12 protein-coding genes are annotated in these 13464 nt (G+C 72.2%); 6 read left to right on the top strand and 6 right to left on the bottom strand.

Features of this window, described 5'->3' with window-relative positions; genetic code table 11:
* Nucleotides 1-6: 6 nt before the first annotated feature.
* The 3 genes from ACTEI_RS17545 to ACTEI_RS17555 are packed head-to-tail and all read right to left on the bottom strand — an operon-like array spanning nt 7 to nt 2408.
* On the bottom strand, nt 7-1011 hold the full coding sequence (locus ACTEI_RS17545; RefSeq protein WP_122978642.1) for a HEAT repeat domain-containing protein: 1005 nt from the start codon (nt 1009-1011) through the stop codon (nt 7-9).
* Nucleotides 1005-1682, bottom strand: a complete 678-nt coding sequence (locus ACTEI_RS17550) for a HEAT repeat domain-containing protein (RefSeq protein ID WP_372443264.1) — start codon at nt 1680-1682, stop codon at nt 1005-1007. Before ACTEI_RS17550 ends, ACTEI_RS17545 begins: the two co-directional genes overlap by 7 nt.
* A gap of 48 nt (nt 1683-1730) precedes the next feature.
* A complete protein-coding gene (locus tag ACTEI_RS17555; RefSeq protein WP_122982223.1) occupies nt 1731-2408 on the bottom strand; it encodes an alpha/beta fold hydrolase in 678 nt (225 codons plus the stop codon).
* A 199-nt stretch (nt 2409-2607) separates the two neighbouring features.
* Between ACTEI_RS17555 and ACTEI_RS17560 the strand changes: the two genes are divergently transcribed.
* Entirely contained in the window at nt 2608-2811 is a 204-nt protein-coding gene (locus ACTEI_RS17560; RefSeq protein ID WP_122978644.1) for a hypothetical protein, read from the top strand.
* A 112-nt stretch (nt 2812-2923) separates the two neighbouring features.
* Here ACTEI_RS17560 and ACTEI_RS17565 read toward each other — a convergent pair whose 3' ends face one another.
* Nucleotides 2924-3427 carry a DoxX family protein gene (locus tag ACTEI_RS17565; RefSeq protein ID WP_122978645.1) on the bottom strand — a complete coding sequence of 168 codons (504 nt, stop codon included), beginning with the start codon at nt 3425-3427 and terminating at the stop codon, nt 2924-2926.
* 468 nt (nt 3428-3895) lie between these two features.
* On the opposite strand from ACTEI_RS17565, the gene ACTEI_RS17570 reads away from it, so the two are divergent.
* From ACTEI_RS17570 to ACTEI_RS17580, 3 genes are all read left to right on the top strand, one after another.
* Nucleotides 3896-4693 carry a class I SAM-dependent methyltransferase gene (locus ACTEI_RS17570; protein WP_122978646.1) on the top strand — a complete coding sequence of 266 codons (798 nt, stop codon included), beginning with the start codon at nt 3896-3898 and terminating at the stop codon, nt 4691-4693.
* Nucleotides 4694-5680: 987 nt separating this feature from the next.
* Nucleotides 5681-7267 (top strand): metallopeptidase domain-containing protein, encoded by a 1587-nt coding sequence (locus ACTEI_RS17575; protein WP_122978647.1) that lies wholly within the window; start codon nt 5681-5683, stop codon nt 7265-7267.
* A gap of 447 nt (nt 7268-7714) precedes the next feature.
* Entirely contained in the window at nt 7715-8251 is a 537-nt protein-coding gene (locus ACTEI_RS17580; RefSeq protein ID WP_145831045.1) for a hypothetical protein, read from the top strand.
* 172 nt (nt 8252-8423) lie between these two features.
* Here the strand turns inward: ACTEI_RS17580 and ACTEI_RS37070 are convergent, their stop codons facing one another.
* Nucleotides 8424-8732, bottom strand: coding sequence for a VOC family protein (locus ACTEI_RS37070; protein ID WP_164466001.1), 309 nt, complete (start codon nt 8730-8732; stop codon nt 8424-8426).
* 1366 nt (nt 8733-10098) lie between these two features.
* Between ACTEI_RS37070 and ACTEI_RS17590 the strand changes: the two genes are divergently transcribed.
* Nucleotides 10099-10605 (top strand): RICIN domain-containing protein, encoded by a 507-nt coding sequence (locus ACTEI_RS17590; RefSeq protein WP_122978649.1) that lies wholly within the window; start codon nt 10099-10101, stop codon nt 10603-10605.
* 295 nt (nt 10606-10900) lie between these two features.
* Here the strand turns inward: ACTEI_RS17590 and ACTEI_RS17595 are convergent, their stop codons facing one another.
* Nucleotides 10901-11422, bottom strand: coding sequence for a hypothetical protein (locus ACTEI_RS17595; protein ID WP_122978650.1), 522 nt, complete (start codon nt 11420-11422; stop codon nt 10901-10903).
* A 495-nt stretch (nt 11423-11917) separates the two neighbouring features.
* Between ACTEI_RS17595 and ACTEI_RS17600 the strand changes: the two genes are divergently transcribed.
* Nucleotides 11918-12871, top strand: coding sequence for a phosphotransferase (locus ACTEI_RS17600; RefSeq protein ID WP_239082387.1), 954 nt, complete (start codon nt 11918-11920; stop codon nt 12869-12871).
* The last annotated feature ends 593 nt before the right edge of the window (nt 12872-13464 follow it).

Consider the following 13464-nt stretch of genomic DNA (forward strand, 5'->3'; position numbering starts at 1 on the left):
CGCCGGTCAGCCGGCGTCCGGCGGGTCGAGCCGGCGCAGGATCGCCGTGGCGGTCAGGGCGACGGCCGGCTCCGGGTCGCCGGTCAGCGAGCGCAGCACGTCGCGCGCCAGCGCGGCCGGCATCTCGGCCAGGGCCTGGGTCAGGCGTACCCGCGCCGTGGGGTGCCCGGGGTGTGCGTGCAGCCGGGCGGTGAGCGCGGCGACGATCGAGCACGCGTCGGCGGGGTCGCCGGCGAGCGCGCCGAGCACCTCGGCGGCCTCGACGTCGCCGGCGCCCTCGACGATCATGGCGATCAGGGTGGGCGCGGCCGCGGTCACGCCGCGCCGGCCCGCGGCCAGCGCGGCATGCCGGCGTACCGCCGGGTCCGGGTCGGCGAGCGCGCCGGTCAGCAGCGTGGTCGTCTGCGCGCCGCCGATCGCGGCCAGTGCCTGGACGGCGCGGCGGCGCACGCCGGGGTCGCCGGCGTGCACGCCGCCGGCCACCCCGGCCACCGCGGCGTCGCCCGCGCGTGCCAGCGCCCAGCGCAGGGCGCCGGCGACGTTCGGGTCGGTCTCGGCCAGGACCGCCCCGGCCAGCAGGTCGGCCGGCAGCGCGGTGTCGGCCAGCACGCTGCGCTGGCGGCGGGCGGCGCTGGGCGAGCGCAGGTCGTGCAGCAGCTCGACGATGCGCGTGACGCCCGGCCAGTCCTGCGGTGTGGAGGCCTCGACCGTGCGCAGCCGCTCGAGCAGCTCCTGCTCGCGGCGCAGCCGCTGCTGGCTGGACGCGATGAGCTCGCCGATGAGTGCGGACGGGGTGAAGCCCGGATCCTGCAGCACCCGGGCGATCTGGCGCAGTGAGAGCCCGAGCGAGCGCAGGCTTTCCACGTGGAAGATCCGGCGCAGGTCCGCGGCGGTGTACTCGCGGTAGCCGCCCACGGTGCGCCCGCTCGGGCGCACCAGGCCGAGTGTGTCGTAGTGGCGCAACATGCGGGTGCTGATTCCGCAGCGGCGGGCCACCTCGCCGATCAGCACGCGGCTGCCTCGCCGTCCTCGTGGCCGAGCGCGAGGATCCGGGTGGCCTCGTCGGCGGCCTGGTCGAAACCGGTGTCCGGGTCGTGCAGCAGCCGCAGGGTGGCGTGCGCGTGCGCGCGCACGACCGGGTCGCTGCCGGCCAGGGCGGCGTGCAGCAGCGGCTCGCCGGACTCGCCGAGCGTGACCAGGGCCCGGCTGAGGCTGCGCTGCACGCGGCGGTCGCCGCGCCCGAGTTCGCGCGCCAGTTCCGCGGCCAGCCGGGCGCGCCGGTCGTCGGGCACCAGCGCGACGGCCGCGCGCCAGGCGCTGCGCGCGACCTCGTCGTCGCCGTCGTGCAGCAGCGCGCCGGTGATCGCCGGATAGACGTCCCGGTCGCCGATCTTGGACAGGGTGTGCAGTGCCTGGCTGCGGGCCTGCGGGCGCTGGTCGTGCAGGTGCGCGCGCAGCCGGGGGACGGTCAGGTGTGCCGGTAGCCGGGTCAGCGCCCAGGTGAGCATGTCGCGGACGAAGAAGTCCGGTTCGACCGCGCAGCGCTGCACGAGCGTGTCCAGCAGCTGCTCGTCGGCGCTGCTGCCGGCGGCCAGGGCCGCCCGTAGCCGGACCGAGGATGCCGGGGCGCTCAGCGCGTCACGCAGGCGCGTCTGCGGTGAACCGGTGGGTGTCGGGTTGATCGGGACCACCTCCTGCACCCCAGTGAAAACCTTGTCACAGTGTCAAGGTCAATCCCCGGTCGGGTGCCTGTCGAGGAACCGGCCGATCTCGGTGAGGAACGCGGCGGGCTGCTCGGTGTGCACGTGGTGCCCGGCGGTGACGCTGACCAGGGTGGCGTGCGGGATCCGTGCGGCGCTGTCGGTCAGCAGGTGGCGCGGGAGCGGGCTGCGCGCCCCGCTGATGATCAGCGTCGGTGCGGTGATCCGGTCCAGCGCCTGGAACCAGGCCGGGTCCGGATCGTTGAGCTGCGCGCGGATGGCGTTGACCGCGGCGAAGTCGAACGCGGTCGGCTCGGCCGGCGCCGGCAGCGGCGGGCGGGTCAGCATGCCGGGCCGTGGCACACCGGCGTCCTCCAGCACCAGGTGGGTGACCCGGTGCGGGGCGGTCTGGGCCAGCAGCGCCGCGACCATGGCGCCCATCGAGTGCCCGACGAGCACGCAGCGGTGGATGCCGGCCGCGTCGAGCAGGCCCAGCACGTCGTCGCGCATCAGCGGCAGCGAGTAGCTGCCCGGGTGTGAGCTGTCGCCGTGCCCGCGCAGGTCCAGCGCGTACACGTGGTGGGTGGCGGCCAGGCCGGGCAGCACGCTGTGCCAGTCGGCGCTGCTGTCGCCGAGCCCGTGCAGCAGCACCATCGGCGTAGCGCCGGGGTCGCCGGCGGTGCGGTAGGCGATCGTCACCCCGCCCACCTGCAGCGTCCTGGTCACCGGTCGGCTCCTTCCGGTCGCCCGCGGGCGGGCGCCGCCACCCTATCCGGACGCGGCAAGCGCGGGCCGGTCATAGCGCCGATGTCGCGCCTCAGCCGGGCCGGGGCGGGTCGATATCGGCGCGGGCCGGGTAGTAGCCGGGTAGTGGACAGCGCAACGACGACCGAAGGGAAGACCCGTGATGAGCACCGACCGTGACCACGTCGAGGGCGCCGGCACCGACCAGCACCCCCGCGGATTCGCCGAGCGGGGCACGTTCACGACCGACGAGCCGCCGGCCGCGGACACCCCGGCCGACGGCAGCAGCAACGCCGGTATCAACGCCCGGCGCGCCAACCGGCCCGGCGCCGACGACGACCCGCAGGCGATGCCGACCGGCGGGTGAGTGACCCACCCGGTGACCGAGTCGGGCGCCGACCGTCGACGGCCGCACCAGGGGCCCTGGTCGGCGCCCGCGGGCCGCTGCTGGGGCCGGGCCGTGCGACGACGCGCCCGGGTCAGCCGCGTGCCCTCGTCCCGGCCGCGCCGGCGGCTCGGGCGCGGCCGAGGCGGGCGTCGAGGGAGCAGGCGCCGGCCCCGACGATGAGCAGGAACAGGCTGCCGCACAGTTGCGCCAGGTCGGTACGCGATTCGTGGGCCAGGTCCCACCAGCCGGACTTCCCGGCGAACAGCGCGGCGTCGCCCCACAGGATGGGCAGCTTCGTGATCAGCAGCGCGCCCACCATGTTCACGATCATCGGTACGACGGCGACCCGGGTCAGCAGACCGGCGAGGATCAGCAGCCCACAGCCGATCTCGAAGACCCCGTCGAGCGGCGCGAAGAAGCCCGGGGCGGGGATGCCGGCTCGGTCGAAGCGGCCAGTGCCCAGCGCGTCGGGGCGAAGGAACTTCAGGACGCCCTCGGAGAGGAAGATCGCTGCGACGTACAGGCGAATGAGGACCGTGGCGGCGGGCGCGTCGGTGGCGGTCAGGTTCGCCCGCCAGGTGCTGAGCTGGGTCATGAGGTGCCCTTTCCCTCACACGGCGAAATCGGGTCTGGATATCGTCGCGCGAAACAGCGGGAGGATCGGCGGTTTTCCCGCCCGTGCGGGCAAGCGCCGCGGCCAGGGGTTGCCGGGCCCGCGCCGCGGCGAGCGGTTTGCCGGGCCCGCGCCGCAGCCAGGGGTTGCCGGCGGCGGTCAAGCGCCCCGGACCCGGTCCGGCCAGCACGCGGCGCATGTCACCGGCACTGCCGCGACCGCGACGGCGCCGGCCGCGACGTGACGGCCGCGACGTGACGGCGCGCTCGGCCGCCGGGCCGGGGGCGAGGCCACGTCGGGCCGCTGGAGCCGGCCGAGGACGGTGGCCGGGTCTTCCCGGCAGCGACCGCGCCGGGCGAGGCAGACGACGGTGCGCGCGGTGTGTTCCCGGGCGGCCGGACGCCCCGTGCGGGCCGGGCCGGCGTGGCGGGGCCCTCCTAGGGTGAGCGCATGGAAGCGGAGGAACGTCGGCGGCACGCCTTGTCGTTCGGCGCGGCGGCGAGCGCGTACGCCGAGCACCGCCCCGACTACGCGCAGGCCGCCGTGCGGTGGGCGCTGGCGCCCGCGCCCGGGTCACGGGTGCTCGACCTGGGCGCCGGCACCGGCAAGCTCACCGCCGGCCTGGTCGCGGCCGGCGGTGAGGTCAGCGCGGTCGAGCCGGACCCGGCCATGCTCGCCGAGTTGCGCCGCGCGCTGCCGCAGGTGCGTGCGCTCAGCGGCAGCGCCGAGGCGATACCGTTGCCGGACGCGTCCGTCGACGCCGTGCTGGCCGGCAACGCCCTGCACTGGTTCGACATGGCCGTCGCGGGCCCGGAGATCGCCCGGGTGCTGGTGCCCGGCGGCATCCTGGCCGGGCTGTGGAACGTCCTGGACGACCGGGTCGACTGGGTGGCCGGGCTGGCCCGGATCAGCGGCAGCGCGGCGATCGGCCCGCGTGACACGCCGGCCGGCTGGCGCGCCGCGACCGCGCGGCTGCACCTGCCGGCCGACGGCACGGCTGCCCGGTTCGGTTCGCCGCAGCAGGCCGCGTTCGGCCACGGGCAGCGCCGCACCGCGGTCTCGCTGGTCGCGGCCCTGGCGACCCGGGCCGGGATGCTGGTCATGCCGGACCAGCAGCGCCAGGCTGCCCTGGACCGCATCCGCGCCTTCCTGGCGGGCCGGCCGGAGACCGCGGACGGCGAGTTCACCCTGCCGATGCTGACCTGCGTGCTGCGCCTCCGGCCGCGCGCGCGGAAGGTGGCGGCTTGAGCCCGGCGCCGGTTCGCCCGTGCGGGATGCGCCGCCGCGCGGCCAGGGCCGCCGGTCGCTGCTGTCGCCGGGCCCGGTGACAGGACGAGCGCCGAGCGCTGCCCGCGGCCGGCTGTCATGGCATGTGCGGATGGCGGGTCACTGCCGGATCTGCATGTCGGCCACCAATCCGCCGTCGAGCCGATAGACGTGCCGGACGGTGCGGTCGGCCAGTGTCACCCCGCTCCGGTCGCGGACCACCTGGTGGACGTGACGACGATGCGAGCGTCATCGTCCGTGGCGAACGCGGTGGGCGTCACGGACGGTTCGAGCTGCTCCCACTGAGGAATGCCCGGATCCCGGGATCCGGGCGCCGCCGGGCCGCTCCCGATCAGGTACGCCGTGATCCTCACCGGCGGACCGTGCCGGCAGGGCCCGAGGCTGCCGTCCCCGCCATGAGCTTCACGGCAAGCGCCAGATTACCGACGAATGGATTAGCCGGGTCTCGGCCTTTCAGCCAGTTTTTTGGGAGCCTCTGAGGAACGGATAGGCCGCCTTGTGGCGATTTCTTGTCCGCGCCGCGAAACGTCTCTCGCGGCGCATATTCGGAGATCGTCGCATCGGCGGCGGCCACGGGGTGCAAACAGATCCCGCGCGAGAGGGCCGGGAAACGAACCGTGGCACCCGGCTGGGCCGCGGATGCCCCCGGCGGCGCTGTGCGCCCGAAACGTGCTGCTCGTGATCGTTCATTTCGCCGGAGGCGACTCCCGCCGGCCCATGCGAAGGCGTGGCCGGATCTGTCGTTGCCACGCCCTCGCACTCCGCGGTCGCAAAAGAGCACCGATCGCGTCACCGGAGACCTTCCGGAAATGTACGATCCCGCACCGCACACGCCAGTCGCATAGCCGACTATAAATGCGTGGCGTTCGGTTCCGGTGATTCGATCGGTCTGCATGCGATCCGGAACGGCCGGGTCGCCTCAGCCCGAGGAACCCGATGATACGAGCCTTGACCCGCCGCGCCGCGGTCTGCGCCGTCGCGGCGGCCGGCGTCCTGCTGGCCGTCGCGCCGGCCCCGGCGACCGCCACGCCGGTACGTAACAACACCCCCTGGTCGGTGCTGCTGTGCAAGTCCAGTGACCGGCCGGCCGAGCCGCAGGCCCCGTCCTTCTTCGCCAACTTCCTCACCCAGGCCGGCGCGGGCACCGGCGGGGCCGCCGACTACTTCGCCGACCAGTCCGGCGGGCGCGTCTCGCTGGCCGGTTCGGTCGTGCGCGGATGGTTCACCGAGCAGTTCACGTTCGAGCAGAACAGGACCACCGACCGGTGGACGCGCATCCAGCGGTGCGTCGACGCGGCGGCCGCGGGCGGCTACACCGTACCGGCCAGCCACCGGATCGTCGCGATCATGAACGACGGCGTCGACTCCGGGTCCGCGGGCGGGCGGGTCCTGCTCGACCAGAACGCCTGGAACCTCGGCTTCGCCGCCCACGAGATGCTGCACGGCTACGGCCTCGGGCACTCGTTCTCCAACGACACCACGTACCAGAACGCGCCGTGGTCGCTGCCGGGCGAGTACGACGACCCGTGGGACGAGATGAGCGCGATGAACATGTACGCGTCCGCCGGCACGTACGGCGCCAACCCGGTCGGCCTCAACGGCTACCACCGCGACGAGCTCGGCTGGCTGGCGAAGAACCGGGTCCTCACGATGGCCGCCGACGGGGTCGCCACGCGTACCGTCACCCTCGCGCCGCTGGAACGGCCCGGTGCGCCCGGACCGCTGCTCGTGCGCATCCCCTTCAACCCGGGCGACCTGCACGCCGGGTACACGGTGGAGTTCCGCCGCAAGACCGGTTGGAGTTCCGGCATACCCGGCGACACGGTGCTCATCCACGAGGTGCGCGACGGCACGCCGTACCTGCTGCGCAACGGCCCTCGGGGCGCGCCCGTGGCGTCGCTGGACGCCAACGGCGTACGGATCAGGATCGACGGCGTCGCCGGCGACGCGGCGACCGTCACCATCAGCACCGACATCGTCAGCCGTTGCCTGCAGGGGTACGTCTGGCGCGAGGCACGGCCCGGCGACCAGGTCTGCGTGACCGGCGCGACGCGCTCGCAGGTGGCGGCGGACAACGCCGCGGCACCCTCGCGGTGGGTCACCGGCGCGTACGGTCCGCACACCTGCATCCAGGGGTACGTGTGGCGCGAGGCGTTCGCCGGTGACGACGTCTGCGTGACCGGCGCCCAGCGCACCCAGGCCGCGCTCGACAACGCCGTCGCGGCGAGCCGCCGCAACCCGGCCCGCCTGGTCTACGGGCCCAACTCCTGCGCGGACAACTACGTCTGGCGCGACGCCGACCTGGCCGACTACGTGTGCGTGACCGGCGCGACGCGCTCGCAGGTGGCGGCGGACAACGCCGCGGCACCCTCGCGGTGGGTCACCGGCGCGTACGGTCCGCACACCTGCATCCAGGGGTACGTGTGGCGCGAGGCGTTCCTCGGTGACGACGTCTGCGTGACCGGCGCCCAGCGCACCCAGGCCGCGCTCGACAACGCCGTGGCCGCGTCCCGGGTCGCCCGGCCCGCCGGCTGAGCTCCCCCGGTGAGCCACCGGGGGAGGGGCGGGTGCGCGACCCCCCGAACCCGGTCCGCCGGAGGCTCGGATCCAGCCCTGTCTGCCGGACCGGTCGCCGCACCGCGGCGGCCGGTGGACCGGTCACCGGGAAGCGACCGAAGCGATTCGCGTGGAAATGCCACCGGGTCGCCGTGGCGGGACCGCACTTCGGCGAGGCATTCCGATGGTGCTCATGAGCTCAAGGGCGCCAGGGGCCGGTAACCGCGCCTTCCGGCCGGGTGCGCCGGCCGGGAACCGGCGCGCGGCGGATCTGCCGTCCCGATCGCGTACCCGGTGGTTTCCGGTGACGTCCGGGGGCGGCGGCCACCGTTGCCGACGAAACGGACGGCGATGCGCGGCAACGGCTTCGGCGAGCAGTACGGGGAATCCCGGACCGGCTGGCGTACCGGCCAATACCCTCCGAGGATGACGGCCATTTCCCGGCGTTGCCTGCTTCTTTCGGCCACCGTGGGTGCGGGTGCGGCTCTGGCCACCTCCGGCGCCGTTGCGGCGCAGGGCGCGAACGCCGCCGGCGTGCAGTACTACTGGGGTTTCTCCAACACCTGTTATGCGATGTTCTTCTTCGGCCATCCGACCACCACAGGCGTGTGCCCGGCGGGCGGGGGACACGTCTACGCCGGCTACAACTTCGGCCTGCCCCACGACGTCGCGCCGTCCGAGCACGCCCAGGGAGATTGGCGTAACTGCGCGGATTGTCAGGTGATGTTCTACCGCGGTTGTCCGGACAAGGGCAGGTGCGCGGCCGGTGGTGGGCACATCATGGCCGGCTACGACTTCGTGCTCCCGCACGACGTCACGCCGCCGCCGAACCATCAGCCGGACTGGCGGTACCGCCGCAAATACAAATCGCTGTTCTTCGACGGCTACGAGCAGAAGGAACGCTGTCTCGCCGGTGGCGGGCACCGGCAACAGGGGTACATGTTCGTGCTGCCGTACCTGTGAGTCGCGCGGCGCCCCCGCCGCCGCCCCACAGGCTGCTCGAACGGTCCGCCGGCCCACCCGCTGCGCGATGAACGACATGACGCACGATCCGGCGGGCCGGCGCGACGATCTGATCTTCGGTGTGTTGCGACGCTTCAGCGAAGGGCCGGTTCACTGTCGGATCTGCCCCTCATCACGGCGGCAGTACACCGAACTCGTTGCCGTCGGGATCGGCCAGCACGACGACGCCGTGCTCATCGACCCGCAGCCGGGTCGCCCCGAGAGACACCAGCCGCTCGACCTGCGACAGCCGCTGACGCCGGTGTGGCTCAGGATCGCCGTAGCCGTTCGCGCTCACCCGCGGGGCGGCGTCGGGGGCCAGGTGGCCGGCGAGGTCGCGCAGGCCCGGGCTCGGTAGCCGGCGTCGGTGGTGCGGTTCCGCCGCACTGTCCGGGACCGGATCCCTGCCGCCCGCCGCCACGGCGCTGACGGGGCTGGCCACCGGTTGAGCTGCGGCAGCTGCGGGAGAGGGCGGGCAGGCCGGGCTGCGTTGACCTGGAGGCCGGTGAAGCCGCCTCGCTGTAGGCGCAGAAGTTGTGGTACCGGCAGGGCTCGGCGCGCTGCTCCCGGCCCGGCACCGGAAGGATCAGCTCGGCACCCGGCATCGTGATCTTGTCGGGTGCCACTTGAGTGGCACCCGACCCGAGTTCCGCCAGGAGCCTGTCGGCCTCGGCCTGCAGTGCGGCTGCCTTGTCGGCCGCCCGGGCGTTCGACTGATCGGCATGGACGTTGTGCCGGAGTCGGTCGTCGCCGACGTCCCGGCTCGCTGGCCGAGGCCTCTGCCTAGCGCCGCGCGGGTTGTCTGGCCCCTGTTCGGGGGCGGTCGGACAAACAACTCCGGACAACGCGGTGGCACGTGGCGATGGGCGTCGCGCTGCGGCAGGGAGATGCCGGGAGCGACCCGTGGGCGACGATGGCGGCGGCCCGGTTGCGCACCCGGGGCCGGGCTGCGGCGGTTGCGGGAGGAGGCTGGCAGGCCGGGCTGGCGGCACATGGCCGCTCGGTGAACCATCCGGGGGCCGCACTGTCTCCGCGGCCGCGGCTACCGACGCTGGCGGACGCCACCGCGTGCGGCGGTGATCCGGGGCAGTGGCATCGGCGCCGACGGGAGGTGGAGCGCCGTAGCGTTCCGTCCACGGTACGGGGAGCGCCCCGGCCGCCGCGACCGCGTGCTCCGTAGTGTTCCGGCGCTGCCGCACCGGTGGACGAGCGGGCGGCCGTCTCCGGGCGGCGACGGTTTCTGGCGGTGTTCGGCTCGTCGGGCGCCGGGAGTCGTCACCGGCACCCCGACCAGCTGGGAGTCCCGTCAAGTCCGGCTGAGGCTTGACAATGCGGCGCGCGGCCAGCTGTGGCCGTATTACCGCATTGCCATTTCCAGTAATCCAATAATTCGGCGACACTCCAGAATCCGACAAAACGCCGCTACACCATAGTGACAGTTATGTTGTACTCCCGGGCGTGGCGGTTGCGTCGTGCCAGCGGAGCAGTGGTGACCGGCCCGAGCTGGACGACGACGGCAGCACCGGCTGCGGATCGGTCGCCGACAGCGAGGCGGCCTGGTGGTTCGACGGTCGGTAACCGGCCCTGCACGGCGTCGACGCCGGGCTCGCTGACCGCGATCACGTCGAGCTGCCAGGGCGGCTCGCCCCAGCAGACGGTTCCTCTGACGCTCGGGGACCAACGTTCGGGAAAGTCCCGGTAAGGCCCGGCCCTAGTTTCTCTGGAGAAACAACGACAGGCGAGCGTCCGGGCGGCCGGTGCCTACACAATGGACGTCCGGATCGCTAACCACCTTCAGGGGGTCGTTCATGTCTGTCCGTTTGCTGCGGCGCGCAGCAATCGCCCTGCTCACTGTCGGCGTCGTCCTTGGATTCAGCGCCGTGCCCGCTTCCGCCAACGGCGTCGACCAGCTCCGGCGGCAGAATGGCAACGTGTGCGTCGTGGTCCGCGGGGCGGCCGAGAACGCGCCGGCCGTGCTGACCACCTGCGCGAACTACGCCGATCAGAAGTGGAACGCCGTGGAGCACACCGGCGGCTGGTGGTCCTTCCACAACGAGAACTCCGGCAAATGCCTTGCGGTACATGGCACGGCCAACGACACCCAGGCAGTTCAGACCACCTGCGCGCTCTCCCAGAATCCCGACCAACGCTGGTGGCTGGAGGTCTTCGGTGACGACCTCTGGGGATTCCGGAACGTCAACAGTGGCAAGTGCCTGGTGGGCAAGGGCGCCGCGGGCGGCCGAGTGGTGCAGAGCACGTGCGACGGCGACCGCTACACCGACCAGAGGTGGTACCACGGAGGGGTCCAGCTCTGACCGGCCAGCGCCACTGATGACGGCGTCGTGACTCACCGGTAGGTCCGCCTCGTGGGTCGGCTGCCCAGGCGCACGGCCGACCAGTCCGGACCCGCCGCCCGGCCTCCGGCGAGCGGGCAACCCCCAAGGTGAAGGTCACGCCCTGGCGGAGGCGTCACCTGCGGCTGTCTCCGTGGCGTTGGCGCAGGGCGGCCAGGACTGCATCGTGACGTCCAGCCGATGGCCGCCCTCAGGTTCGACTGACGCGTGGTGGGGTCTGCCGTATCGCCCACCACGCGTCAGCGGCGATGCCGGATCAGCAGGAGTAGGAGGTGACGATGTAGGAAGTATTCGCGCCGATCAAGTGCACCCCGGATCCCAGGTCAGGGTACTGCCGGTACCACGTCACGCCGTGGTCGTCCGAGCGCAGCTGCCAGGTGCAGTAGTTCGGTCCGGTGTAGAAGCCGCCCGTCGTGTTCCAGCCGAAGCGATCGTGGGTGTACATGTTCACGGGCAGGACGTAGTCGTACTTGTTGGGCACGTTGTAGTTGCCGTCCTTGGCGCCAATGACACCGATGCCGATAGCGCTGGCGTTGCCGATGGTGTTCGTCGCCCATGAAGGCACGATGGCCTGCGCTGTCAGGGACTGGATGACGGCCTCCGAGACTTTCAGACCCGATGCCGCCTGTGCGGAGGCCGGGCTGACGAGGCCGGCGGCAACTACGGCGACGAGCGCCGCAAGGTACCTCAGACAAATTCTCATGTCTCGATGTAAGTGAAGGATCGACAGAACCTCAACCGCGATCTGTCGGTCGTTCGAATGCATCTGTCCGTCCACGACAGATATGGTCTGGTCTTGTCGTCCCCGGTCGCGCCTCTGGCGTCGACGAGCGGATCCTGTCCGGTGAGCCTGCGGGCTGCCTGCCCGGACCGTACGGTGCTCAGGATGATGCGCCAGCCGCAGTTTCAGCAGGGAACTTCGCGGCAACCCGCAGTCGGCTGCGGGAGAGCGGCCACCCCGGCGGGGGACATCCGGATCGAGTACGCCCGGTGCAGCACCTTCGCCAGGAGCCTCCTGACGAGCGCTCCGCATGAACGGCCATGGTGAGAGTCGGGCCAGGATCGGCCGACGGATCGCGATTTCGCACCGTTCCAGTCCTCAGAACGCGTTCTCACGCAGGCGTGTCGTGGTGAGGTTCTGAGGAAAGCTTGTGCGGACATGCTGGCTGATGAGAACCGTGAATCCGACTCGCGTGACGCCGCCGGGGTGGAACGGCACTCGTGCCCTCGGTGCCAGGTGCAGCCGCGCTCGCCGTGCCGGTCGCCAGGCACGGTGGAGCAGGCCCTGGATGGAAAGTCCGATCGATCCCGTGAACCCAGCTGGACGGAGGTCGCCCGTGAACAGGACACCGAAACACGGCTGCTACGCCACGAACACCGAACTGCGGTTTCTCCGATGCAGGCATATGAGACCGAGCGGGCAACACGGGCAGCCATATCGAGCGCCACTTCTCTCGGCCTAACCGCCCACGACGCCGCTGTCCTGCACAACTCCAACACGCTCACCCTGCGGTTGCAGCCCTGTGACGTGCTCGCCCGGGTGGCTCCGGCCGCGCACCAATGCGCCCGGCTCGAAGTGGATGTCGCTCAACGGCTGGCCGAAGCCGGAAGCCCGGTGGCCGCGCTGGAATCACCTCGGGTCTTTGTCCGAGGGGACTACGTTGTCACCCTCTGGACCTACTACGAACCGGTGACCACTCAGCCGATCCCCCACGCGGAATACGTGACCGCGCTGGAGCGTCTGCACGCCGGAATGCGTGAGATCGACTTGCCGATCCCACACTTCACGGACAGGGTTTCCGCGGCCCAGACGCTGGTGACCGACCACGCCCGAACGCCAGGACTGGCTGACTCGGACCGGCTCCTGCTCGCCAGTGTGTTGGACCGCATGCGTCGAGCGGTCACGGAGAGCGGCCGGCCCGAGCAGCTGCTGCATGGCGAACCCCATCCCGGCAACCTGATCTCGACCCGGACCGGCCCTCTTTTCATCGACTTCGAGACGTGCTGCCGCGGGCCGATCGAGTTCGATCTGGCCCACGCGCCCGACGACGTCGGGGACCGCTACCCGGGTGCCGACCACCAGCTGCTGCGCGATTGCCGAACCCTCATGCTGGCGATGATCACAGCATGGCGCTGGGATCGCGACGATCGGTTCCCCGACGGCCGCCGCCTCGGCATCCAGTGGCTGAGCCACCTGCGGACAGCAACGGCGCATCGGGATGGGTAAGCCAACTCGCTCAAGACAGAACAGCTGACGCCGCGGCGCACGCCGTTACTACCGCTTCCGGCATGCGGGAGCGCGTGTTCACCGCCGCCTTCGCGCCGGTCACCGAGGCCGTCGAAGCCGGCGACGAGTTGCCGCGGCGCTCCCGGAGGGCACCGCGGTCACCGCCGGAGAAGGCCCCGCCGCGGCTCGCGCCCTGTCCAGGGCCTTCCCGACCCAGGCGAGCAGAGCGGCCGCCAGCGGACTCGACGGCTGGGTGCGGATCCCGCGCGCCGCTGACCTCACCGTTTACGCCGACGGCCGGGGCCCTGCCGGTGCCGCCAGCGAGGACCACATCACCGGCGGTCTGTCCATCCCTCACGCCGGTGGCTCCAGGCCACAGCACGCCCGAACCTGCCGGACGCTTGTTCGGCCCTGAGTAACGAGCGGCTCGGACCTGTCGACCATTGGCCAGCATGTGATCCGAGCCATAACGTATGTCCTATTTCCCGATGATCATCGGAGCTCCCCCGCACGGGCATGCCGCCCGGCCGTCTGGAAAAGAGCACCATGTCCCCTCGTCACGTCAGCCCGGCGCGCTCCGCCGGGTGGCGCCC

Origin of the sequence: Actinoplanes teichomyceticus ATCC 31121, from assembly GCF_003711105.1 — a bacterium.
GTDB lineage: Bacteria > Actinomycetota > Actinomycetes > Mycobacteriales > Micromonosporaceae > Actinoplanes > Actinoplanes teichomyceticus.